This is a genomic window from Sabulicella glaciei (assembly GCF_026183895.1).
Taxonomy (GTDB): domain Bacteria; phylum Pseudomonadota; class Alphaproteobacteria; order Acetobacterales; family Acetobacteraceae; genus Roseococcus; species Roseococcus glaciei.
The window spans coordinates 188,476-208,751 of record NZ_JAPFQI010000002.1 but is presented as its reverse complement, the minus strand read 5'-3'; the positions used below and the strand labels follow the sequence as shown (position 1 = coordinate 208,751).

23 protein-coding genes, 1 other RNA gene and 1 pseudogene are annotated in these 20,276 nt (G+C 71.8%); 11 read left to right on the top strand and 14 right to left on the bottom strand.

Annotation, left to right across the window (positions count from 1 at the left end):
* Window positions 1–4: 4 nt before the first annotated feature.
* Window positions 5–793, bottom strand: coding sequence for an inositol monophosphatase family protein (locus OF850_RS06285; RefSeq protein ID WP_301589194.1), 789 nt, complete (start codon window positions 791–793; stop codon window positions 5–7).
* Window positions 790–1,326, bottom strand: a complete 537-nt coding sequence (locus tag OF850_RS06280) for a c-type cytochrome (protein ID WP_301589076.1) — start codon at window positions 1,324–1,326, stop codon at window positions 790–792. The genes OF850_RS06285 and OF850_RS06280 overlap by 4 nt, the downstream gene beginning before the upstream one ends.
* A 135-nt stretch (window positions 1,327–1,461) precedes the next feature.
* On the opposite strand from OF850_RS06280, the gene OF850_RS06275 reads away from it, so the two are divergent.
* From OF850_RS06275 to OF850_RS06265, 3 genes are all read left to right on the top strand, one after another.
* Complete coding sequence (locus OF850_RS06275; RefSeq protein WP_301589075.1) at window positions 1,462–2,307, top strand: prephenate dehydratase; 846 nt, start codon at window positions 1,462–1,464, stop codon at window positions 2,305–2,307.
* Between the two features lie 74 nt (window positions 2,308–2,381).
* Window positions 2,382–2,786 carry a DUF2382 domain-containing protein gene (locus tag OF850_RS06270; RefSeq protein WP_301589073.1) on the top strand — a complete coding sequence of 135 codons (405 nt, stop codon included), beginning with the start codon at window positions 2,382–2,384 and terminating at the stop codon, window positions 2,784–2,786.
* A 20-nt stretch (window positions 2,787–2,806) separates the two neighbouring features.
* The gene (locus OF850_RS06265) at window positions 2,807–4,033 is read left to right on the top strand and encodes a YsnF/AvaK domain-containing protein (RefSeq protein WP_301589072.1); all 1,227 of its coding nucleotides are present in this window, start codon (window positions 2,807–2,809) and stop codon (window positions 4,031–4,033) included.
* A gap of 18 nt (window positions 4,034–4,051) precedes the next feature.
* Here OF850_RS06265 and OF850_RS06260 read toward each other — a convergent pair whose 3' ends face one another.
* The 3 genes from OF850_RS06260 to OF850_RS06250 are packed head-to-tail and all read right to left on the bottom strand — an operon-like array spanning window position 4,052 to window position 5,448.
* Entirely contained in the window at window positions 4,052–4,336 is a 285-nt protein-coding gene (locus OF850_RS06260; protein WP_301589071.1) for a phosphoribosylamine--glycine ligase, read from the bottom strand.
* The gene (nudC, locus tag OF850_RS06255; protein WP_301589070.1) at window positions 4,333–5,259 is read right to left on the bottom strand and encodes an NAD(+) diphosphatase; all 927 of its coding nucleotides are present in this window, start codon (window positions 5,257–5,259) and stop codon (window positions 4,333–4,335) included. The genes OF850_RS06260 and nudC overlap by 4 nt, the downstream gene beginning before the upstream one ends.
* A gap of 57 nt (window positions 5,260–5,316) precedes the next feature.
* The gene (locus tag OF850_RS06250) at window positions 5,317–5,448 is read right to left on the bottom strand and encodes a hypothetical protein (RefSeq protein ID WP_301589069.1); all 132 of its coding nucleotides are present in this window, start codon (window positions 5,446–5,448) and stop codon (window positions 5,317–5,319) included.
* Window positions 5,449–5,514: 66 nt separating this feature from the next.
* Here OF850_RS06250 and ffs point away from each other — a divergent pair.
* The 5 genes from ffs (at window position 5,515) to OF850_RS06225 (ending at window position 9,972) form a co-directional block, all read left to right on the top strand.
* Window positions 5,515–5,611: signal recognition particle sRNA small type (gene ffs, locus OF850_RS06245), an RNA gene on the top strand.
* Window positions 5,612–5,633: 22 nt separating this feature from the next.
* Window positions 5,634–7,505, top strand: coding sequence for a DNA polymerase III subunit gamma/tau (locus OF850_RS06240; RefSeq protein WP_301589068.1), 1,872 nt, complete (start codon window positions 5,634–5,636; stop codon window positions 7,503–7,505).
* Window positions 7,506–7,829 (top strand): YbaB/EbfC family nucleoid-associated protein, encoded by a 324-nt coding sequence (locus OF850_RS06235; RefSeq protein ID WP_207539931.1) that lies wholly within the window; start codon window positions 7,506–7,508, stop codon window positions 7,827–7,829.
* A gap of 19 nt (window positions 7,830–7,848) precedes the next feature.
* Complete coding sequence (gene recR, locus OF850_RS06230; protein ID WP_301589067.1) at window positions 7,849–8,436, top strand: recombination mediator RecR; 588 nt, start codon at window positions 7,849–7,851, stop codon at window positions 8,434–8,436.
* Window positions 8,437–8,520: 84 nt separating this feature from the next.
* Window positions 8,521–9,972, top strand: a complete 1,452-nt coding sequence (locus OF850_RS06225) for an FAD-dependent oxidoreductase (protein WP_301589066.1) — start codon at window positions 8,521–8,523, stop codon at window positions 9,970–9,972.
* Window positions 9,973–9,976: 4 nt separating this feature from the next.
* Here the strand turns inward: OF850_RS06225 and OF850_RS06220 are convergent, their stop codons facing one another.
* The 6 genes from OF850_RS06220 to OF850_RS06195 all read right to left on the bottom strand — a co-directional run bounded on the left by OF850_RS06220 (window position 9,977) and on the right by OF850_RS06195 (window position 15,293).
* Window positions 9,977–11,467 carry a flavin monoamine oxidase family protein gene (locus tag OF850_RS06220; protein ID WP_301589064.1) on the bottom strand — a complete coding sequence of 497 codons (1,491 nt, stop codon included), beginning with the start codon at window positions 11,465–11,467 and terminating at the stop codon, window positions 9,977–9,979.
* A 147-nt stretch (window positions 11,468–11,614) separates the two neighbouring features.
* Complete coding sequence (locus tag OF850_RS06215) at window positions 11,615–12,100, bottom strand: DUF1178 family protein (RefSeq protein WP_301589063.1); 486 nt, start codon at window positions 12,098–12,100, stop codon at window positions 11,615–11,617.
* A gap of 89 nt (window positions 12,101–12,189) precedes the next feature.
* On the bottom strand, window positions 12,190–12,447 hold the full coding sequence (grxC, locus tag OF850_RS06210; RefSeq protein WP_301589193.1) for a glutaredoxin 3: 258 nt from the start codon (window positions 12,445–12,447) through the stop codon (window positions 12,190–12,192).
* Between the two features lie 32 nt (window positions 12,448–12,479).
* Window positions 12,480–13,163 carry a double zinc ribbon domain-containing protein gene (locus tag OF850_RS06205; protein WP_301589062.1) on the bottom strand — a complete coding sequence of 228 codons (684 nt, stop codon included), beginning with the start codon at window positions 13,161–13,163 and terminating at the stop codon, window positions 12,480–12,482.
* On the bottom strand, window positions 13,141–14,679 hold the full coding sequence (locus tag OF850_RS06200; RefSeq protein WP_301589061.1) for a rhodanese-like domain-containing protein: 1,539 nt from the start codon (window positions 14,677–14,679) through the stop codon (window positions 13,141–13,143). Before OF850_RS06200 ends, OF850_RS06205 begins: the two co-directional genes overlap by 23 nt.
* On the bottom strand, window positions 14,679–15,293 hold the full coding sequence (locus tag OF850_RS06195; protein WP_301589060.1) for a cysteine dioxygenase family protein: 615 nt from the start codon (window positions 15,291–15,293) through the stop codon (window positions 14,679–14,681). The genes OF850_RS06200 and OF850_RS06195 overlap by 1 nt, the downstream gene beginning before the upstream one ends.
* 97 nt (window positions 15,294–15,390) lie before the next feature.
* Here OF850_RS06195 and OF850_RS06190 point away from each other — a divergent pair, with 97 nt between their 5' ends.
* The 3 genes from OF850_RS06190 (at window position 15,391) to OF850_RS06180 (ending at window position 17,883) form a co-directional block, all read left to right on the top strand.
* Window positions 15,391–16,251 carry a class I SAM-dependent methyltransferase gene (locus tag OF850_RS06190; RefSeq protein ID WP_301589059.1) on the top strand — a complete coding sequence of 287 codons (861 nt, stop codon included), beginning with the start codon at window positions 15,391–15,393 and terminating at the stop codon, window positions 16,249–16,251.
* 71 nt (window positions 16,252–16,322) lie between these two features.
* Window positions 16,323–17,126, top strand: coding sequence for a type I methionyl aminopeptidase (gene map, locus OF850_RS06185; protein WP_301589058.1), 804 nt, complete (start codon window positions 16,323–16,325; stop codon window positions 17,124–17,126).
* Window positions 17,127–17,412: 286 nt separating this feature from the next.
* Window positions 17,413–17,883, top strand: a complete 471-nt coding sequence (locus OF850_RS06180; protein ID WP_301589057.1) for a JAB domain-containing protein — start codon at window positions 17,413–17,415, stop codon at window positions 17,881–17,883.
* A 9-nt stretch (window positions 17,884–17,892) separates the two neighbouring features.
* On the opposite strand, the gene OF850_RS06175 is transcribed toward OF850_RS06180, so the two are convergent.
* The 3 genes and pseudogenes from OF850_RS06175 to OF850_RS06165 all read right to left on the bottom strand — a co-directional run.
* Window positions 17,893–18,456 (bottom strand): hypothetical protein, encoded by a 564-nt coding sequence (locus OF850_RS06175; protein WP_301589056.1) that lies wholly within the window; start codon window positions 18,454–18,456, stop codon window positions 17,893–17,895.
* On the bottom strand, window positions 18,453–19,088 hold the full coding sequence (locus OF850_RS06170; protein WP_301589055.1) for a YjbE family putative metal transport protein: 636 nt from the start codon (window positions 19,086–19,088) through the stop codon (window positions 18,453–18,455). Before OF850_RS06170 ends, OF850_RS06175 begins: the two co-directional genes overlap by 4 nt.
* Before the next feature lie 516 nt (window positions 19,089–19,604).
* Window positions 19,605–20,210 (bottom strand): annotated as a pseudogene (locus OF850_RS06165) (TerC family protein); the annotation flags it as partial.
* Between the last annotated feature and the right edge of the window lie 66 nt (window positions 20,211–20,276).

The following is a 20,276-nucleotide window of genomic DNA, read 5'->3' as shown; positions in this document are numbered from 1 at the left end:
ATGCTTATTGGGGGCGCGGGCCTCCCCCCGCAAGCGAAGCCTTGGCTTCATCGAGCAGCGCGGGGTCGCCCAGCGCCAGCACGCGGCCGTCGCAGCCCATCCGCAGCGCCTCGCCGTTCCAGCCGGTCATGGAGCCGCCGGCGCCCTCCACCACCGGGACCAGGGCTGCCCAGTCCCAGGGCTTCAGCGTCGCCTCCGCCACCACGTCCAGCAGGCCCAGCGACAGCAGGCCGTAGAGGTAGCAATCCCCGCCCCAGGAGATGCGTCGCGCCCCTGCGCGCAGCGCCTCGAAGCCGGGCCGGTCCGCCTCCGGGAACATCTCGGGCGCGGTGCAGGCCAGTTCCGCCTCGGCGAGGCGATTGCAGGAGCGGGTGCGGATGGGCTGGCCGTTGAAGCGCGTCCCCTGCCCCTTCACCCCCAGCCAGCGCTCGCCCAGCACGGGCTGGTCGATCAGGCCCAGGACCGGTTCGCCCCGGTGCATCAGCCCAATCAGCGTACCCCAGATCGGCCGCCCGGTAAGAAAGGCGCGCGTGCCGTCGATGGGATCGAGCACCCAGAGCCATTCGGCATCCGGCCGCTCCGCGCCGTATTCCTCGCCGAGGATGCCATGGTCGGGGAAGCGTGTGCCGAGGAAGCCGCGCAGGGCGCGCTCGGCGGCGCGGTCGGCTTCCGTGACGGGAGAGGCGTCGCCCTTGGCTTCCACCAGCAGGGCGGACCGGAAAAGGGGGCGGGTCTCCGCCCCCGCCAGCGCGGCGGCTTCTTCCGCCGCCGCGGCGTATTCCGCCGGGATCAGGGCAGTGGCGCGGGCTCGGCGGCCAGCGTGCGCAGATAGGCGATCACGTCGGCGCGCTGCCCGGTGTTGTTCAGCCCGGCGAAGGCCATGCGCGTGCCGGCGATGGCACGGGCCGGCGCGGCGAGGAACTGGTTCAGCGCCTCGTAGTCCCAGGGCTTGTCGGCCAGGGCGCGCATGGCGTTCGAGTAGTTGAAGCCGGGGATGTGCGCATGGCTGGCGCCGACGATGCCATAAAGGTTCGGGCCGACGCCGGAACGGCCGCCCTCGTTGAAGGTGTGGCAGGACCCGCAGGCGCGCGTGGCCAGGGTGCGGCCGTTATCGGCGTTGGCGGCAGCCAGGAGCGGGGCGATCGGCTCGATCGTCGGCGCGGCCGGGGCAGCGGCCTGCTGCGCCGGTGCCGGCTCCCCGACCTGGATGGCCGGAGTGGCCAGACGCTTCGGATGCACGATCTGCTCGCCCACGATACCCGCGCCCATGAAGGCGATCCCGGCGGTGAGGATGGCCGCGAATGCCTTGTTCAACTCCAGGCTCATGCCGAGCGGACCCTTCTCGTGGCGGGCACGGGACGCGGGTTTGCGCGCCTTCCGGCCCTGGCTTAGACGTTCCGGTCACATAAACCCCGCCGCGCCATCCATCAACCGCCCGCGCGGCTCCGCAACGGACGCAGCATGACCGTCATCGCCTTCCAGGGTGTTCCCGGCGCCTATTCCGACCTCGCCTGCCGGCATGCCTATCCGGGTTGGACCACCCTGCCCTGCCCCTCCTTCGAGGCGGCGATGGAGGCGGTGCGGGAAGGCCGGGCACAGAAGGCCATGCTCCCCTGCGAGAACAGCCTGGCGGGCCGGGTGCCGGACATTCACCGCCTCCTGCCCGACTCGGGACTGGCCGTGGTGGGCGAGCATTACGAGCGGGTGGAGCACTGCCTCCTCGCGCGGGAGGGGGCGACGCTGGCGTCGATCCGCCGCGCCCATTCGCATCCCATGGCGCTGGGCCAGGTGCTGAAGGTGCTGAAGGAACTCAGCCTGACGCCGGTGATCCAGGCCGACACGGCCGGCGCGGCGGAGATGGTGTCGCGCGAGGGAGGACCGGAGGACTGCGCCGTCGCCAGCGCCCTTGCCGCGGAGGTTTATGGCCTGCAGATCCTCCGCCGCAACGTGGAGGACGCCGCGCACAACACCACGCGCTTCTACGTGATGGCGACGCGGCCCGAGACGCCGCCGATCGAGGCGCCGCACCCGGTGACCACCTTCGTGTTCCGCGTCCGCAACATGCCGGCGGCGCTTTACAAGGCGCTGGGCGGCTTCGCCACCAACGGCGTGAACATGACCAAGCTCGAATCCTACATGCTGGACGGCGCCTTCACCGCGACGCAGTTCCTGTGCGACGTGGACGGCCATCCAGACGACCCGCGCCTGTTCCGCGCGCTGGAGGAGCTGCGTTTTTTCTCGCGCGAGGTGAAGGTGCTGGGCTGCTACCGCGCGCATCCGTTCCGCGTGGCGCGCGAGGGAACTTGACCCCTTCCCTTTGAAGGAAGGGCAACGACGCCGCCTTCTTTCCCGTTTCGGCCGCATTCAGCGCGAAAGGCGGGATGGTGGCTTCCGAGCCGGAGAAGGACGAAACGGTGCTGCCGCTCGCCGAGGAATCGGCGAAGCTGGAGAAGCACAGCCGTGAAACGGGGCGCGTGCGCGTGGCCCTGCGCACGGAGAGCGTCCCGCACGAAGTTTCCGAGACCCTCACCTCCCATGAGTTCGAGGTGTCCCACGTCCCGGTGAACCGCACCCTCGAAGCGGGCGAGGCCGCCCCCATGCCCCGGCAGGAGGCGGACGGTTCCTGGGTCATCCCGGTGCTGGAGGAGGTGCTGGTCGTCGAGCGGCGCCTCGTGGTGCGGGAGGAGATCCGCCTTCAGCGCCACACCACGGAGGAAGAGATCCGCGAGGTGGTGGCATTGCGCCGCCAGCGAGCCGAGATCGAACGCCTGCCGCCCGAACGCTGACCCACGAGGAGGAACTACCCATGTCCAATCGAACCATCACGGCTGTCTTCGACAACGAAACGGACGCGCTGCGCGCGCAGGAGGCGCTGGCCGCGCATGGCATCGCGCGCTCCGATATCCAGATGCACCGCCAGGCCGGCACCGCCGCAGACACGACCGCGGACAAGGGTTTCTGGGAATCCCTGGCCGATCTGTTCATGCCCGAGGCGGACCGGCACACCTATGCCGAGGCGGTCGGACGCGGCGCCACAGTGATGTCCGTGCGCCTGTCCGGGATGAACTGGGAGGAAGCCGCCGACATCCTGGAAGCGAACGGCGCCGTGGATCTGGACGAGCGCGAGGCGTCGTGGCGCGCCGAAGGCTGGAGCGGTCAGTCCTCCTATGCGCGTTCCGACTACATGAGCGGCCAGCCGGACGGCGCGCCGGGCAACCCGCCGGGCACTATGCTGTCCCGCGGCACCGACGAGGTGCTGGGCACGAACATCAGCGGCGCCTATCCCGAGAACGAGGCGGCGGCGAACAGCGCCTATGCCGCCGATCAAGGTCTGCGGGGCCGCGACACCGCGACCGGCACGGCCGCGCGCGCCACTGGCGTCAGCGGCGTCGGGTCGCGTGACTCCGCGACGACAGGCGACACGGCGCGCGATGTTGATAGCACGCTGGGCACCAATTTCGAGGGTCGCCCAGACGGCACGCCGGGCAATCCGCCGGGCACCATGCTGTCCCGCGGGGCGGATGACGCGCTGGGCACCAACATGAGCGGCGCGCGCCCCGAGCATGAGACCGGCGGCCGGTCGGGCGGGATGGCGTCCGGTGCCACGGAAGGCACGCTCGGCGGCGGCATGGGCACGGGCCGCGACACGCTGCACGACGGCGAAAGCATCCCCCTGGCGGAGGAGCGCCTGCGCGTGAGCAAGCGCGAAACGGGCCATGGCCGCGTCCGCATCCGCTCCTATGTCGTGGAGGAGCCCGTCGAGGCGCAGGTGACGCTGCGCGACGAGCACGTGGAGGTGGAACGCCGGACGCTCGACCGCCCGGCTTCCGGCATGGAGAACCCGTTCCAGGAGCGCACCATCGAGGCGACCGAATCCCACGAGGAGGCGGAGATCGCCAAGGAAGCGCGTGTCACGGGCGAGGTGCGGCTGCGCAAGGAAGCCGAGGAGCGGACGGAAACCGTGCGCGACACGGTGCGGCGCACCGAGGTCGAGGTCGAGCGCGACGGCGATACGCCGAAGCGCCGCACCTGACCCGGCGCGGCGTGGGGATCACCGCCCGCGGATGATCTCCACGCCGCCCGGCAGCGCCAGCCCGCGCTCGCGCAGGCAGCGGCGCCAGGCGGTCATCTCGGCGGCGCGAAGGTCGTCGTTGATCACGCCGTCGTTGCGGATCTCGAACATCGGGTTCACCCGCCGCATCACCTCCTGATATTCGGGTGAGCGGCGGGCCTCCTCACGGCAGGCCTGTTGCTCGGGCGACAGGGGCGTGCCCGTGGGCGCGCGCGCGCAGGCGGCAAGGGCCAGGAGGGCAAGGAAGGCCGGGACGGTCTTCATGGGGTGGCGAGCCAGTCCTCGATCAGGCGGCGGGCGATGCTGTCGGCGCGAGGCAGGGCGAAGCCGTGCGCGTCCGGATTCCGGATCTGGTCGCGGGTGAACCACCGCGCATCCTTGAGTTCCTCCGGGTCGATCTGGATCTCCTCCGACAGCGCCTCGGCATGGAAGCCGAGCATGATGGAAGAGGGAAAGGGCCAGGGTTGGGAGGAATGGTAGTGTACCTCCCCCACCCGCACGCCGGTCTCCTCCAGCACCTCGCGCCTCACCGCCTCCTCCAGGCTTTCGCCGGGTTCCACGAAGCCCGCGAGGGTCGAATACATGACGCTGTTGGGGAAGCGGTGCGAATGGCCGAGCAGGCAGGAATCGCCGCGCACCACCAGCATGATCACCGCCGGGTCGGTGCGCGGGAAATGCTGCGCGTTGCAGGCGGTGCAGGCAGTGGCGTTGCCGGCCGAGCGCGGCTCGCAGGGTGCGCCGCACACGCCGCAGAAGCGGTGCTTCACCCTCCAATGCATCAGCCCGCGCGCATGGGCGAGCATGCTGGCCTCGCCGGGCGGCAGGAGGCCCGCGACGGCGCGCAGATCCTGGAAGGCGCCCATGGAGGGCGGCAGCAGCGGCAGCGGATCATCCGCCGCGGAGCAATCCACCGCGAAGACCGCGCGCCCGTCCAGCATCCCGAGCAGGGCCCAGGGCCCGCCGGCCATGCGGACGGAGGAGGCGGCCTCGCCGGTCAGCATCACCGCCTCGGGCTTGCCCGACTCCACCCCGAGCAGGAGCGAGCGGGCGCGCCAGACCGGGATGAACAGGCTCGCCGGATCCTCGAAGGATGCGGCGACGAACGCCTCCTCGTCCCGGCGGCCGGAAACCCGGTCGAGCGGGGAGCCGGTGTAGGCGTTGGGGCGGCTGGCGGGAAAGGACAACATCGCGCCGGACCCTGCCACGGGGCGATGCCGCGCGGAAGGGGACGGGGCGGTGCCGCCTCAGGCGATGAAGTAGCCGATGACGAAGGCGACGATCACGAGAGCGAGGCTCCAGACCAGCACGTTCCGGTTCAGCTTCTTTCGGTCGCCCTGGCGGGCCTCGACCTTCGTGAGGGGTTCTGGCTCGTTCATGGCGGGGCAACGCTGCCATGGCTTCCGGGGTTGCCTCGCGGACGCCGAAGGGCGATATGGAGGGCGGAAGGTCGGCGGTGGACGGGCTCCCCGCCAACCCGGTCAGGTCCGGAAGGAAGCAGCCGTAACGGGTTCTCGCCCGGGTCATTCACCGGCCTTCCACCGCGTCTCATGCCAGGGGGCCCATGCCGAGCGATCTCCTCGCCCCGGAAGAGGGCCTACCTGAGCCACCGCCGGACGGTCCCGGCCTGTTCGGCGATGCACCCGGCGCGCCGCCCACCGCCATCCCCGCCGCCCCCTATCGCGTCCTCGCCCGCAAGTACCGGCCCCAGGCCCTCGATGACCTGATCGGTCAGGAGGCGCTGGTCCGCGTGCTGCGAAACGCCTTTGCGCGCGGCCGGGTCCACCACGCCTTCCTTCTGACCGGCGTGCGCGGCGTGGGAAAGACCACGACGGCGCGCATCATCGCCCGCGCGCTGAACTGCGTCGGCCCCGATGGCCAGGGCGGGCCCACCGCCGACCCCTGCGGCGTCTGCCCGGAATGCCGCGCCATCATGGCCGACCGCCACCCGGACGTGGTGGAGATGGACGCCGCCTCGAACCGCGGCATCGACGACGTGCGCGAACTGCGCGAGGCGCTGCGCTTCCGCCCGGCCCAGGGGCGGCAGAAGGTCTTCATCCTGGACGAGGTCCACATGCTGACGGAGCAGGCCTTCAACGCCCTGCTCAAGTCGCTGGAGGAACCGCCGCCCTCCATCACCTTCATCCTCGCCACCACGGAATTGCGGAAGGTGCCGATCACCATCCGCTCCCGCTGCCAGACCTTCGCGCTGCGCCGCGTGCCGGAGGAGGCTCTGGGGCGCCACTTCGACCGCATCGCGGGGCTGGAGGGCGCGCAGGCGGAATCCGAGGCGCTGGCCATGCTGGCGCGGGCCGCCGATGGCTCGGTGCGCGACGGGCTGTCGCTGCTGGACCAGGCCATCGCCCTCGCCGGGGCGGACGCGCGGGTTTCCGCCGAGGCCGTGCGCGACATGCTGGGCCTCGCGGACCGCACTCTGGTGCTGGACCTCGTCGAGGCTTCGCTGCGCGGCGACCTGCCCGCCGCCCTGGCGCGGCTGGGCGAGGCGCATGAATGCGGCGCCGAGCCGGTGACGGTGCTGCAGGACATGCTGGAGCAGATCCACACCCTGTCGCGCTTCGCGGCCATCCCCGCGCTGAAGGACGACGCCGCCCTGCCCGAAGCCGAGCGCACGCGCGGCGCCGAGCTTGCGGCGCGACTCTCCGTTCCGGCCCTCGCCCGCGCCTGGCAGATGGTGCTGAAGGGGATCGAGGAGGTGAACGCCGCCCCCGACCGCCTCGCCGCGGCGGAGATGGTACTGATCCGCCTCGCCCATGTCGCGGAGATGCCGACGCCGGGCGACATCCTGAAGCGCCTGGCCGATGGCGGCGCCGTTTCCGCCGGGGGCGGCGCGCCCGCGCCTGGCCCCGGGACGTCGCAGGGCGCGCCGGTGCTGCGCGCCGTGGTGAATGGCGCACCCGTTGCCGAAGCCGCGCCCGCCCCTGCCCCCGTCGCGCTCGCGGCGCCGACCGAATGGCGCGCGGTGGTGGCGCTGGCCCATGGCGTGTCGCCGCTGCTGCACGCGCACCTGCTGCACGACGTCCATCCGGTGCGCGTCGCGCCGCCGCTGCTGGAGATCCGCGTGCGGCCGCAGGCGCCGCGCGACCTGGGCGCCAAGCTTTCCGCGCTGCTGGAGGAAAAGACCGGCCGGCGCTGGACCGTGGCGCTGAGCAACGACGCGGGCGAGCCGACGCTCGCCGAGCAATCCGCGACGGCCGAGGCCGGGCGGCGGGAGATGGCGCGCAACCACCCGCTCGTCCTCGCCATTCTGGACCTGTTCCCGGGCGCCACGCTGGAGGCGGTGCGCGACGCCGACACCGACGCCTACGGTCTGAAGCCCGCAGCCTCCTCCGAGGAGGAGGAAGCGGAAACCCTGCCCGATTTCGCGCCGCCGGATGCCGAGCCCGTCGGGCTCGACGACATGCCAGAGGAGGATTGAGTGAAGAACCTGGGCAACATGCTGAAGCAGGCGCAGCAGATGCAGTCGCGCATGCAAGAGATGCAGGCGAAGCTGGAAGCCACCGAGGTGGAAGGTCAGGCCGGGGCCGGCATGGTCAAGCTGCGCCTCACCGGCAAGGGCGAACTGAAGCGCGTCACGATCGACCCCTCCCTCGCCACCGCCGAGGATCGCGAGGTGCTGGAGGACCTGCTGGTCGCGGCTCATGCCGACGCCAAGCAGAAGGTCGAGGCGATGATGGCGGAGGAGATGCAGAAGGCGACGGCCGGCATGTCCCTGCCGCCCGGCCTCAAGCTGCCCTTCTGACGCCACGCGCGGCGTCGCCATGCGCCCGAATGTCGATCCGGTCGAGCACCTGATCGCGCTGCTGGCCAAGCTGCCGGGGCTTGGCCGGCGCTCGGCGCGCCGTGCGGCGCTGCGCCTGCTGATGGACCCCGAGACGCGGATGCTGCCGCTGGCCGAGGCGCTGCGCAGCGCCGCGGAATCGGTGAAGAAGTGCCGCGTCTGCAACAACCTCGACAGCCGCGACCCTTGCTCCGTCTGCTCCGATCCCGAGCGGGATGCGGGGCTCATCTGCGTGGTGGAAGGCGTGTCCGACCTGTGGGCGCTGGAGCGGGCGCACGCGCACCAGGGAACGTATCATGTGCTGGGCGGCACGCTCTCCGCCCTCGCCGGCACGGGGCCGGAGGAGCTGTCGGTCGCCCCGCTGCTGCGCCGCGCGACGGAGGCGCGGGAGGTGATCCTGGCCCTGCCCGCCACGGTGGAGGGCGCGACGACCGCGCATTACCTCGCGGAACGGCTGGAGCCGGGCGGGGTGGCAGTCACGCGCCTCGCCCAGGGCGTGCCGATCGGCGGCGCGCTGGACGTGCTGGATGACGGGACGCTGGCGGCGGCGCTGAAAGCGCGGCGCTAGGCTTACGTAGTGTCCCGCTGGACGGGACACCCCACCCCTCCCAAGGTCCGCGCCGCTCGGCCGATGACCGAAGGGGATCGCACCATGACACTGCCCTTGACGCGCCGGCGCGCGCTGCTGGCGTTGCCGCTCGCGGCCTCGCTGCCGTTGGCCGCGCCGCGCCGCGCGCTTTCCGCCACGACCCGTCCCGACCCCGCGCTGCTGCGCGGCCGCGTCGCCGAGCTGATCGGGCGCGGCGATGCACGGCTCGACTCGCTCTCGCTGCCGCAGAACCTCGCCTATGCCGGCACGCGGCCCCTCGCCATCGCGCGCTGCGCCGAGCCCGCGCATGTTGCCAGCGCCATCACCTGGGCGCAGGAGAACCGCGTGCCCTTCGTGCTGCGCTCCGGCGGGCATTCCTATGCGGGCTGCTCGGTGACGGACGGGTTGCTGGTGGACATGCGGCCCATGTCCACCATCCGGGTGGCGCGGGACGGAGCCGTGACGCTGGGCGGCGGCGTGCTGAACCACGACGTCTACGCGGCGCTGCGCGCGCATGAGCTGATGGTGACGCATGGGCGCTGCGGCGGCGTGGGGGCCAGCGCCTTTCTGATGGGCGGCGGCATCGGCTTCGCAATGCGCGACCGCGGCATGGGCTGCGACGCCGTCCGCGCCGTGTCCCTGGTGCTGGCCGACGGCACCGAGGTGCGGGCCACCGAGGGCGACGAATTGTTCTGGGCGGTGCGCGGCGGCGGGGGCGGCAATTTCGGCGCCGCCACGCAATGGACGCTGGCGCCCTTCCCGGCCGAGCCGGTGACCCTGTTCGACCTGCGCTGGCGCGATGCCGATCCGGCGCTGTTCCTTGCCTTGGCGCGGGCGCTGGAGGCGGCGCCCGACCGGCTCGGCTCCAAGGTCACGGCCTTCGCGCCGGATCGCCGGCATGGCGGGGTGCCGCGCCTTACCCTGCTCGGGCAGATCCGCGGGCCGCGCGACGAGGCGATGGCGATCCTCGGGCCCGTGCTGCGCATGCGGCCCGCGACCGGGCGCGTCGAGACGATGGCGTACTGGGACGCGCAGGCCCTGCTCAGCGAAGAGGGCGAGCCTGCCCGTTACCGCGAAACCTCCCGCTTCACCGGGCACGTCCCCGAGGCCCTGGCGGAGGAGGCGTTCCGTCGCCTCCGCACCTGGCCCGGCACCTCCGGCGAGGCGCTGTTCAAGATGTTCCAGGTGGGCGGGCGGATCCGCGCGAAGGCGCCGGGCGACACCGCCTATGTGCATCGCGACGCCGAATGGCTCACCGGCACGGAGATCACCTGGGGTGCGGCGGATTCGCCGGCGCGGGTCGAGGCGGCGATGGGCTGGCAGCGCGCCTTCCACTGGGCCAGCGATGCCCTGGCGGACGCGCCGGGCGGGTCGTTCCAGAACTTTGTGGACCCGGGCCTCGAAGACCCGGCGGAAGCGTATTACGGCGCCAACCGGCAGCGCCTCGCGGCGCTGCGCGCCCGGCTGGACCCGAACGGGGCCTTCGCCCCGCCGCGCCGGCAGGGCATCGCCTGACCCGCTAGATTTCCTGCCGGATGCGCGGATTGCCCTCGGGCCGGGCCTGGGGGTCGATCTGCCGCGCGGCGCGCAAGCCGGATTCGATCGCGCCCTCCACCCAGCCGGTCTTCAGCGTCGTGAAGTCGCCGGCGAAGTGGATGCGCCCCTCGGGCTTCTGCCATTCCTGCACCATCCAGGCGCCGCCCAGCGCTGGCCCGCCGAAGGAGCCCTTGATCCAGGGCTGCTCGCTCCAGGCGAAGGAGTCGGTGGACAGCACCTCGTCGAACAGGTCGGGCATGTCCTGCCGGAACTGCGCGAGGGTGGCGGGCGCGCGCTGCTCCTTCGGCAGCGCCAGCACCGCGTCGGCATTGCTCCCGTTGAGGTAGAAGAACACGCTGCCATGGCCGCCCGGCTCGTTGCCGGTGATGTCGATGACGCGCTCCCAAGGCCGGTCGCCGCCCGCCATCGGCCAGCCATGCACGCTGCGCGTCAGCCAGGACGGGGTGCGGGTCTTGGCGATGATTTTCACCGTCCGGTCCCACTCCATCTCCGCGATCATCCGGCGCTTGCGCGGCGACCAGTGCGGCAGGACCTCCACATCATCCATCACGCTGAAGGGGATGGTGGAGACGACGGCATCGCCGGTGAACTCGCGCCCGTCCCGCGTCGCCACCCGCACCGTCGGTCCCGACTGGTCGATCCGGGCGACGGGCGCGTCCAGCACGAAGCGGTCGCGCCCGATCGCCGCCGCCATGGCGAGGGGCAGCCGGCTGTTGCCGCCCTGGATGCGGAACAGGTTCTGGTCGCCGAAATGGTAGGCGAGGTCCGGGATCGCCCCCAGCGCCATGGAGCCACTGGTGAAGGTGCCGCCATGCGCGTCCAGCAACTTGCAGAACACCTCCGAGGCGCCGACGCCGCGGATCAGGTCGCCCAGCGTCACGTTGCCGAGGCGATCCAGCGCATCATCGTCCGGCCAGCGGGAGTCGAGCACCGTGTCCGTGTCCAGCCCCGCCCGATAGAGATACTGGTTGAGCATGGTGGAGACGCTGACGTTGCGCTCCTCGCGCGACAGCGCCCAGGGCCAGCTTGCGGGGTTGGCCGCCTCGCCCGTTCGGCCTTCGACCATGTAGCGGGGCAGCCCGTCATTGAGGCTCAGCAGCGGCAGGCTGAACCGGCGCACATAAGCCAGGACATAGGGCATGTTGGAGCGGAAATGCCCGCCGCCGGCTTCCGTGAACATGCCGTCCCCGAGCGGCAGGGAAAGCAGTCGGCCGCCGATGCGGTTCTGATACTCGATGACCGTGACCTCGTGGCCGCGCCGGAGCAGGGAAAGGGCGGCGGTCAGCCCCGCCATGCCGGCGCCCAGCACCAGCACCGTCTTCCGGCCCGTGCCCGGCTGCGCAATGGCCGGGGAGGCCATGGCAGCACCCAGGACCGCGGCTGCACCCTGGAACCAGCCGCGCCGCGAGACGGGCGCAGCCGCAACGGATGTCGAATGGGTCCCGCTTTCCATGGCACGCCCCCTCTCCAATGAAAGGAGGGCTACACGATCACCGCTTTCCAGGCCAGGGGCACCACAACCTGCGGTCGAGCAAACCGAACACATGACAAGGCATAAAGGCCGGGAGAGCGTCCGCGGCGCCAAGCGAAAGCGATGGCCCTATCCGTCGCTGCGTGGCACCCAGGGCAGGCGGGCGACGCCGATGCCTTCCTCGCGCAACGCGTCGGCCTCCTCGTCGCTGGCCTCGCCATAGATGCCGCGGTTCTCGGTCTCGCCGCTGTGGATGCGGCGCGCTTCGTCGGCGAAGTCGCGGCCCACATAGTCGCAGTTCTTCTCCACCTCTGAGCGGAGGCGCTGCAGCATCGACAGGACCTGCGCCGGGATGGCGCCCGTGGCGGCCGGGCCCGGCGGGGGCGCCACCGCGGTGGAGACGGGCACGGGCGGTGCCTCGGCGGGCTCGGGACGCCCCTTCACACCGGGCGTCTTGCCGATGCGCGGCGTCATCAGCGCCTTCACGACCTGCGTGTCGCCGCAGACCGGGCACTCGACGAGCCCGGCCGCCGCCATGCGGTCATAGGCGGCACCGTCCTTGAACCAACTCTCGAATTCATGCGCCTTGGCGCAGCGCAGCGCGAAACGGATCATGCTCCCCGACCATCATCACGCGATCGCGAAGGCGCCGCGCGCCTGTGACAATATGGGCTGGCACTCGCGAGTGTCGAGTGCCAGAGGGTTCACGCCGCCAGAAGCCCGTCCAGCTTGCCGGCGCGGTCCAGTGCCGCGAGGTCGTCGCTGCCGCCGATGCTTTCGCCGTTGATGAAGATCTGCGGAACCGTCGTGCGCCCGCCGGAGCGTTGGATGGCGTCGCGCCGCTCGGGGCTGCCATGCGGCGCGTCGTGCTCCGTGAAGGACACGCCCTTGCGGGAGAGCAGCGCCTTCGCGCGCTCGCAATAGGGGCACCACGCGGTGGTGTAGATTTCGACCTCGGCCATGGCGCGATAACGCGCGCGGCCCGCCTGCGTCGTCAAGCCATCCCTTCCAGCCTGGGATCGGGCACGCAGGCGGTGGCCAGCACCGAGACCCGCGCCGCCCCCGCCGCCAGCAGGGCGCGGGCGCAGGCATCGGCGGTGGCGCCGCTGTCAGCACGTCGTCCACCAGCACGAGGCGCCACCCGGCGACTCTCGGCGTCATGGCGGACGGCACGGCGAAGGCGCCGTCCGGCCAGCCGCCCCAGCGCCACCGCCAGCAGCGCCGCCTGGTTGTGGCGGCGCGACAGCAGGCGCCAGCGATGCAGCGGCACCGGCACCCGCGCATCGGCCCCTTCCAGCATCGCCCGCCCGGCGCGCAGCATCATCCGCGCCAGGGGGGCCGCCATCTCCGTGCGGTCGCGGTGCTTGAAGGGCAGGATCAGCGCCTTCGAGCCCGCATCGTAGCGCAGCGCGGCACGGGCCTCGGCAGAGGCGGGGGGGAACGCAGCGCAGCCGGGGCAGAGCGCCCCGCCCTCCACTGCCTCGCCCTGCCGGTTATGGGCGAAGGGCACGCCGCAGCGCAGGCAATGCGGCGCCGAGACGGGCGAAGGCCGGGCAAAGCATGGGGGGCACAACCCGCCCTGCTCCGCGACCAGGGTGTCACAACTCAGGCAGGCTGGCGGGAACAGGGCGTCGAGTGCCCAGCGACCCAGCGCCCTACCAGGCGCCGAAACGCGCATCCCCATCCCGCGCCACCCCGTTCACCAGGTCGATCTCCCAGCGCAGGTATTCGTGCATCGCCGCTTCCTGGCCGCTGTTGCGGTCATAGGGGCGGAGATACCAGTCCACGCAATCCTCGTCCTCCGGCTGGTGGCGGTCGGCGGCGACCGGGCGGCCCTCCGCCTTCCAGGCCTTCAACCCGCCCGCGAGGACGCGCCCCCCCGGGATCTCGGCGGCGGCGAGGTGCGCGAGCGTCTCGTCCGGGGCGGTGACGACCACGGGCTTCGCGAAGGGGGGAACGCGGCCGCGCACCGCCCAGCGGCTGCCGGGGATATGCGACGCGCGGAAATCGATGGACCGGGCAAGGTCCACCACCTGCACCGTATCGCCCAGGGCGGCGAGTTCGGCGGGGGTGACCGTCGCGGCCCGCCGAAGCTCCGGCACCTCCGGGCGCCAGGGGCCGGTTTCGAGCGGGCCGTCCAGCGCGCCTTCCACCACCAGAACCTCCCACCCGCCCATCTGGCGCAGCCAGGCGCCGGACATGCGGGCGCGGACCGTGTCGTTGTCGGCCAGGATCACCCGCGCGCCGCGCGCCGCGACCCACTGGTCGGTGGCCTGGACCAGCTGGCCGCCCGGTGCATGGCGGAAGCCGGGGATATGCCCGGCCTCGTATTCCTCCGCCGTGCGGACATCGAGGGTGTAGGTCGTGCGGTCCTGCGCGGCCAGGAGGCGCTCGGCCTCCGCGCGCGAAACCGTCCGGACGCCATGCTCCTCGCCGAAGCGGGTGGCGCGGGCCAGGGCTTCCTTTGCCGTTCCGGGCGTGCCGGGGGCAAAGGAGCGGGACACGCCGCGCTCGCAGGAGAAGCCGGCCAGCTCCCATCCCATCGTGCCGTTGCGCAGCGCCACGACGCGGTTCGGCACCCCGGCGCGGCGCAGGCTTTCCGCCCCCATGATGGAGCGGGTGCGCCCGGCGCAATTCACCACGATGGTCGTCTCCGCATCGGGGACGAGGTCGCCGATGCGGTAGGCGAGCTCGCCGCCCGGCACGTTCAGCGCGCCGGGGATGGTCATCTTGGCGAACTCGTCCATCGGCCGGCTGTCGAGGATGACGTGCTTCACCCCGGACTTCACCAGCGCGTCCAGCTCCGGCGGGTCCAGGCTCTCCGTGCCGTAATGGTGCTCGACCCACTCGCCGAAGGCCTTGGAGGGGACGTGGACGCCGCTGAACAGCGGAAAGCCGGCTTCCTCCCAGGCGGCATTGCCGCCTTCCAGCACCGCGACATCCGTGCAGCCGATGCCGCGCAGGTATTCCGCGAGCGTCGCCGCGTAGCCCTCGCCGCCATCCACGCACACCACGGGGATGCCGCGCTTGGGCAGCAGGGCCCGCGCCCGCAGCTCCTTCCTGGAGAGCGGGCAGGGCACGGCCCAGAACAGGTGCGAGCCGCCGAACTCCCCCTCCTCGCGCGCATCGAGGATGGCGAGCCCGCTGCCCGTGCCGATCAGCCGCTTGAGCTCGGCGGCGGAGATGGACCGCATTACTTGTCGGCGCCGGCGGTCGGCTTCATGAAGTTCTTGTTGTAGTAGGAAACCTGCCCCGTCTTGTCGTCGAAGGCGCGGCGCCCCTCCAGCTTCTCCAGCGCCAGCCCGTACATGTGCAGGTGGCGCGTGGGCCTTGTGCCTGTGGTGTGGATGGAGTGGATGTCCTCTGGCATCAGGCAGATGCCCCGGCCCGGCTCCACCATCACCTCCTCCTTCACGCGCATCTCGCAGCGCTCGGGGTCGGAGCCGTCGTCCAGGCGCTCATAGACCTTGTTCAGCTCCTGCCCGTCCACGGCGACCACGACGGCCCAGGTGGTGTGGTCGTGCGGCTTGGTCTCGTTGCCGGGGTTCAGCGCGTTCAGGTAGAGGGCGAAGCGGTTGTTGTCCTCCTCGCGCAGCAGGTAGCGGTTGGAGCCCTTCTCGCCATTGGCCGGGGGCGGGAACTCGTTCGACGGGAACAGGTGCTCCTGCGCGGCCAGCGCCAGCAACTCCTCGCGGATCGCCTCCAGCGCCGGCCGGGTGACGCCCATGCGGCCTTCGATCTCGCGGATGCGGGAAACGGTGGCGGCGACGGCGGCGGAGCGCGCGGCCTTCACGTCCATCTGGTTCATCGGGTTTCCTCCTGGCGGCCGGGGCAGACTAGGCCCCCGCGCCGCGCCTGTCATGGCCCCGCTTGCACCGGGCCGGGCCGCGCCGCATCTGCCCCGGATGGATGTGATCTTCGACCGCCCCCTCCTTGCCCGACGCCGCGACCGCGCGGCGCGGCAGGTGGACGCGGTCGCCCCTGTGCTGCGCGCGGCGGCGGAATTGCTGCTGGAGCGGCTGGACGACACCACCCGCCGCTTCGAGGCGGCGCTGGAGATCGGCGGGCGCGGCGTGGTGGCGCCCCTGCTGCGCGGGCGCGGCATCGCCTCCGTCGTTTCCCTGGACCTGTCCCCCGCCATGGCGGCTCGTGCTGGGGGCGCCGCCGTCGCGGGCGACGAGGAGTTCCTGCCCTTCGCGGAGGGAAGCTTCGACCTCGTTGTCGCCTCGCTTTCCCTGCACGGGGTGAACGACCTGCCGGGGGCGCTGGTGCAGATCCGCCGGGCGCTGCGGCCCGACGGGCTGTTCCTCGCCACCCTTCCTGGGCTGGGAACCCTGCAGGGGCTGCGCGAGGCGCTGGCCGGGGCGGAAAGCGAGTTGCGCGGCGGCGTGTCGCCCCGTGTGTCTCCCTTCCCGGAGTTGCGCGACCTCGCGGGGCTGCTCCAGCGCGCGGGCTTCGCCCTGCCCGTGGCGGATCGCGACGCGCTGCCGCTGCGCTATGCGACGCCGATGGGGCTGGTGCGCGACCTGCGCGCCGCGGGCGAGACGGCGGCGCTGGTGGCGCGGGACCGGCGCATGCCGCCGCGCGCCCTGTTCCCCCTCGCCTTTTCGGTCATGCCGCTCGACCTCAGCCTGGACATCCTGGTGATGACGGGCTGGTCGCCCCATCCCTCGCAGCAACAGCCGGCGCGGCCGGGCAGCGCCGACACCCGGCTTTCGGACGCGCTGGGCGTGCCGGAACGGCGCCTGCCCGACAATCCGGGTTGAACCCGGGGGCCAGCAGGCGCATTTTGCGGGGAAATTCCCCCATCACCCCGATGACGGGCCGGACCCGAACCATGGACAAGCAAGGCGGCGAATCGCGTCGCATCATCCTGCACGACCCCGCCGATTTCGACGGGATGCGCCGCGCCGGCCGCCTCGCGGCCGAGTGCCTCGACATGATCGCCGCCCATGTCCGCCCCGGCGTCTCGACCGGCGATCTGGACCGCATCCTGCACGAGTTCATGCTGGCGCATGACGCGGTGCCGGCGACGCTCGGCTATCGCGGCTACACCAAGTCCTCCTGCATCTCGATCAACCATGTGGTCTGCCATGGCATCCCGGGCGATCGCGTGCTGGCCGAGGGTGACATCCTCAACATCGACGTGACGCCCTTGCTCGATGGCTGGTACGGCGACACGAGCCGCATGTTCGTCGCGGGCGAGCCCTCGACCAAGGCGCGGCTGCTGATGGACGTGACCTACGAGGCGATGATGCGCGGCATCGCCGCCGCCAAGCCGGGCAACACCTTCGGCGACATCGGCCATGCCATCCAGGGCTACGCGGAGCGGCACCGCTTCTCCATCGTGCGGGATTTCTGCGGCCACGGCATCGGCCGCACCTTCCACGCGCCGCCTAACGTGCTGCATTTCGGCCGCCCTGGGGAAGGGCCGGAACTGAAGCCCGGCATGTTCTTCACCATCGAGCCGATGGTGAATGCCGGCCGGTCCGAGGTGAAGATCCTGGACGATGGCTGGACGGCCGTGACGCGCGACCGCTCGCTTTCCGCCCAGTTCGAGCACATGGTCGGCATCACGGAGACGGGCTGCGAGATCTTCACCCTCAGCCCCGCCGGGCTGCACAAGCCGCCCTACGCGTGAGCGCACGCGCCCCCCGCCGCCCCGGCCTGGCCGAGGCGGGCGGGCTGTTCGGCGCGTAGGCCCCGGCCCTGGCCTCCCCCGCGCCGGGCGCCGAAGGGCACCGCGCGCATGCGGCAGAAGCTGCTGGAGGCGGGACCCGCCGCCCTGCTGGACCACGAGCTGGTCGAGATGGTGCTGTTCCTCGCCCTGCCCCGGCGCGACACCAAGCCCATCGTCCGCGCGTTGCTGGCGCGGTTCGGCGGCTTCGCCGAGGTCATCCGCCGCCCCCAATGCCGAGCTGCGCGAGGTGGAAGGGCTGGGCGAGGCCGGGGTGGCGGCGCTGCGCACCGTCCAGGCCGCGGCGCTGCGCCTGTCCGAGCGGCAGCTGCGCGACGCGCCCGTCCTGCACAACTGGGACCGGCTGCTGGACTACCTGACCGCCGCCTTGTCGCGCGAGCGCGTCGAGCAGTTCCGCGTCCTGTTCCTGGATGCGCGCAACCGCCTCCTCGCCGAGGAGGTGCTGGGAACCGGCACGGTGAACCACGCCCCGGTCTATCCGCGCGAGATCATGCGGCGCGCCATCGCCCTGCACGCCACGGCGCTGATCCTGGTGCACAACCATCCGAGCGGCGACCCTACCCCCTCGCGCGCCGACGTCGAGATGACGCGGGAGGTGGCCGAGGCGGCGCGGATGCTGGGCATCACGCTGCACGACCACCTCATCATCGGGCGGGGCGGGCATTGCTCCTTCCGCAAGGAAGGCCTGATGGCGGGCTGAGCCCGCCGCTCAGCGCCGCAGCGAGGCGGCGAGGTCGCGCAGGAAAGCCTCCGCATCCGCCACGGGCGGGTCGCGACGCGGCATGGAAACGCGGGCGCGCACCATCTGCCCAGCCGCCGCGCCGACGCAGGCCTTGCCCTCCACCGGCTGCCGCCCATAGGCGCCTTCCAGCTCGGCGCAGCGGAACAGCCCGGCCTGCTCCGTTTCGCGCACCACGCGCAGGCGGCGATGCGAGCCGGCGCCGCGCGTGACATCCCCGGTCCAACGCTGGAACTCCGCCTCCACCTCCGGCGCGCGGAAGCCGTCGGCCAGCGGGGCATCGGGGCGCAGCACCTGCACCACCGCGGCGGCGCGGTTGCCCGGCGTCGCATAGGCCACCTCCCGCCCCGGGCGCGGTGCGGAGATCACGGCCGTCCCCCCGCGCGAGAAGCCGGACAGGTTCTCGGGCAGGCGGTCGGCCAGGGCTTCGGGCGTGGCGGCGGGCGGCGTGGCGGGAGCGGGCGCCGCCGCATCCTCCGCCGCGCAGGCGGCGAGCAGGAGCGCGGCGCCGAGCGCCAGCCCGCGCGCGGTCAATGCCCGGGCGCCGCCGGCAGCGGCAGGCCCAGGTCGAGGTGACCGTTGGCGATCAGGAATCCTTCCCACAGCAACTCCAATCCGATCCATGCAATCAGGGCCACGCCGATGTAGGCGATGATGCGGAACCGGTCGAGGAGGCGGGCGAGCCATCCGCCCAGCAGGCCCATCATGACGATGGACACGCCGAGGCCGAGCGCCAGCAGCGCGAAGTTGGAGCGCGCGACGGCCGCGACAGCCAGCACGTTGTCCAGGCTCATCGAGACGTCAGCGATGATGATCTGCCACAGCGCGGCGACCAGGGTCTTGCGCTCGCCGCCGCCTTCGACCGTGCCGGCCACCTCGCCCGCGCCGGCCAGCAGCTCGTGCAGGAAGGTGCTGGCGATCCAGAGCAGCGCCGCGCCGCCGGCGATGTCCACCCACCACAGCGCCAGCAGAAAGGAGGCGAAGACCGAGAAGGCGATCCGCAGCACGGCGGCGGCGGCGATGCCGAAGAGGACGGCGCGGTTGCGTTGCGCCTCGGGCAGGCCGGCCGCGGCGAGGCCGATGACCACGGCATTGTCGCCGGACAGGATGATGTTGAGCCACATGATCTGGGCCAAGCCAGGCAGGGCGCCGCTGATCGCTTCCATTCACGCTCTCCGTGGAAGAAATGGCACGCTGAAGCGCAGCCATTCCCGGCGGGGTGGCCGGACGGCGGACGCTACGCCCGCGCCCAGGCGAAGTCCTGTTCGGAGGGTGACGCGCGGCTTAACGAAGGGAGAGGCCCGGCATGGCCCTTCCGTCATGTACGGGCCGCCGGGCAGTCCACGAAAACGAAGCGGACCGCGTGAGCGGCCCGCTGGATGGCGCAGCCGCCGGGGCGGTGCGCTCAGATGGCCGGAGCCGCCGGGGCGGCCCCGGGCGCGGCTTCACGGGGCCGGGGGAACCGTGGCCGCATGCATCGGCGCCGCCTGGACGTGGTGCACATGGGTGTGCACCTCGTCCTCCTCGCGGCGGGTGGCGGAAGACACCGCCTTCACCGCGAAGGTCGCGATCGCGGACAGCACGATCACCTGCAGCACCGTCGCCCCAGCCCAGATATAGGGCGGGAAGACGCCCGGCAGGGCCAGGTAGCCCATGGGTAGGAGCAGGAAGGCGTAGGAGCCGGGAACCCGCTCCGCCACCTCCGACGTGCCCTCGTAGATCATGGCGCCGGCGACGTAGAGGATGATCAGCAGCCCGACCCAGGCGATCCAGCGGTGCTTGTTCAGCAGCTTGGCGATAAAGGTCGCCGCCACGCCCATCAGCACCACCGAGATGGCGAGGCCGACGATCAGCACGTAGGGATGGTCCTTCGCCGCGCCGGCCACCGCCAGCACGTTGTCGAGGCTCATGGAGACGTCGGCGATCAGGATCTGCGTGATGGCCTGCCGCATGGTCTTGCGGGGCGCGCGGCTTTCGGCCTCGGCTAGCGCGGTGTCGGGGTCGCCCTCATGGCCGCCCTCACGCAACTCGCGGTACATCTTCCAGCATACCCAGAGCAGCAGAAGCCCGCCCGCGAGCAGGATGCCAACGATGGACATGAGCTGGACGGTGATGCTGGCGAAGGCGATGCGCATCACCGTGGCAGCGCCGATGCCCCACAGGATCGCGACGCGGCGCTGCTCGGGCGGCAGGCCCGCCGCGGCCATGCCGACCACGATCGCATTGTCGCCCGCGAGGACGATGTCGATCAGCAGCACCTGCATAAGTGGGACGAACCAATCCGGCATGGCGGACCTTCCACATGTATTTCTTGTAACGCCCACCTGCCCTGCAGATGGCCATTCGCTCATGAA

Coding starts and splice junctions, on each gene's coding strand:
- recR (WP_301589067.1), top strand. CDS start 7,849: ATGCGCCCGAATGTCGATCCGGTCGAGCACCTGATCGCGCTGCTGGCC.
- nudC (WP_301589070.1), bottom strand. CDS start 5,259: ATGTTGTCCTTTCCCGCCAGCCGCCCCAACGCCTACACCGGCTCCCCG.
- OF850_RS06240 (WP_301589068.1), top strand. CDS start 5,634: ATGCCGAGCGATCTCCTCGCCCCGGAAGAGGGCCTACCTGAGCCACCG.
- OF850_RS06170 (WP_301589055.1), bottom strand. CDS start 19,088: ATGGAAGCGATCAGCGGCGCCCTGCCTGGCTTGGCCCAGATCATGTGG.
- OF850_RS06215 (WP_301589063.1), bottom strand. CDS start 12,100: ATGATCCGTTTCGCGCTGCGCTGCGCCAAGGCGCATGAATTCGAGAGT.
- OF850_RS06265 (WP_301589072.1), top strand. CDS start 2,807: ATGTCCAATCGAACCATCACGGCTGTCTTCGACAACGAAACGGACGCG.
- map (WP_301589058.1), top strand. CDS start 16,323: ATGGACAAGCAAGGCGGCGAATCGCGTCGCATCATCCTGCACGACCCC.
- OF850_RS06280 (WP_301589076.1), bottom strand. CDS start 1,326: ATGAGCCTGGAGTTGAACAAGGCATTCGCGGCCATCCTCACCGCCGGG.
- OF850_RS06220 (WP_301589064.1), bottom strand. CDS start 11,467: ATGGAAAGCGGGACCCATTCGACATCCGTTGCGGCTGCGCCCGTCTCG.
- OF850_RS06225 (WP_301589066.1), top strand. CDS start 8,521: ATGACACTGCCCTTGACGCGCCGGCGCGCGCTGCTGGCGTTGCCGCTC.
- OF850_RS06190 (WP_301589059.1), top strand. CDS start 15,391: ATGGATGTGATCTTCGACCGCCCCCTCCTTGCCCGACGCCGCGACCGC.
- OF850_RS06275 (WP_301589075.1), top strand. CDS start 1,462: ATGACCGTCATCGCCTTCCAGGGTGTTCCCGGCGCCTATTCCGACCTC.
- OF850_RS06270 (WP_301589073.1), top strand. CDS start 2,382: ATGGTGGCTTCCGAGCCGGAGAAGGACGAAACGGTGCTGCCGCTCGCC.
- OF850_RS06250 (WP_301589069.1), bottom strand. CDS start 5,448: ATGAACGAGCCAGAACCCCTCACGAAGGTCGAGGCCCGCCAGGGCGAC.
- OF850_RS06195 (WP_301589060.1), bottom strand. CDS start 15,293: ATGAACCAGATGGACGTGAAGGCCGCGCGCTCCGCCGCCGTCGCCGCC.
- grxC (WP_301589193.1), bottom strand. CDS start 12,447: ATGGCCGAGGTCGAAATCTACACCACCGCGTGGTGCCCCTATTGCGAG.
- OF850_RS06200 (WP_301589061.1), bottom strand. CDS start 14,679: ATGCGGTCCATCTCCGCCGCCGAGCTCAAGCGGCTGATCGGCACGGGC.
- OF850_RS06205 (WP_301589062.1), bottom strand. CDS start 13,163: ATGCGCGTTTCGGCGCCTGGTAGGGCGCTGGGTCGCTGGGCACTCGAC.
- OF850_RS06260 (WP_301589071.1), bottom strand. CDS start 4,336: ATGAAGACCGTCCCGGCCTTCCTTGCCCTCCTGGCCCTTGCCGCCTGC.